Raw genomic sequence first — 685 nt, 5'->3', positions numbered from 1 at the left:
GGTAGTTTTACCGTGGTCAACGTGGCCGATAGTACCAACGTTGACGTGCGGTTTGGAACGTTCAAATTTTTCTTTAGACATCGCTTGTCCCTCTAAGACACGGATAAATCGGTGATATCACCACATCAACCAGGCATTGCCTGAACTGTTGAATTTTAACGCACAGAGAAGAATCAGGGAGGGAGATTTAGAAGTGGTGCTGATACCCAGAGTCGAACTGGGGACCTCACCCTTACCAAGGGTGCGCTCTACCAACTGAGCCATATCAGCACGGCTTGGAGCGGGCAGCGGGAATCGAACCCGCATCATCAGCTTGGAAGGCTGAGGTAATAGCCATTATACGATGCCCGCATCCTGGAACTCGGCTACCTGTTCTGTCTGTAGCTTGTGAACAACAGAAACGCTTTTCTGCTCTTCGAGTCAACCCGCATTTGCTTGATGACTCCGACTGTGCTTGAGCTCAGTCTAAAATCTGTTGATGAACGCTGTTGCTTTCATCTGGCTTCAGCCGTTAAACGTCAGGACTGAATAGGTGCTTCTGTACAGGAAGGATTAAGTCACACTGTTCCTTGCCCTGCCGGGTCAAACCTTCGAGGTCGAAGCTTCTCATCCTTCCCCGTGGGGAATCTGGAAGTTTCTGCCTCTCATTAACATCGCGAACGATATTAATGGTGGTGGGGGAAGG

The 685-nt window shown here is 49.8% G+C and carries 2 tRNA genes and 1 pseudogene; all 3 read right to left on the bottom strand.

What is annotated here, in order from left to right:
• Positions 1-81, bottom strand: a pseudogene (locus AB3U87_RS21955) (GTP-binding protein); the annotation flags it as partial.
• 113 nt (positions 82-194) lie between these two features.
• Positions 195-270 (bottom strand) — tRNA-Thr (locus tag AB3U87_RS21950).
• A 6-nt stretch (positions 271-276) separates the two neighbouring features.
• Positions 277-351 (bottom strand) — tRNA-Gly (locus AB3U87_RS21945).
• Positions 352-685: the final 334 nt, after the last annotated feature.

The sequence above is a fragment of the Erwinia plantamica genome (assembly GCF_043420595.1).
Lineage (GTDB): Bacteria > Pseudomonadota > Gammaproteobacteria > Enterobacterales > Enterobacteriaceae > Erwinia > Erwinia aeris.
This window is presented reverse-complemented; position numbering and strand designations above follow the sequence as displayed.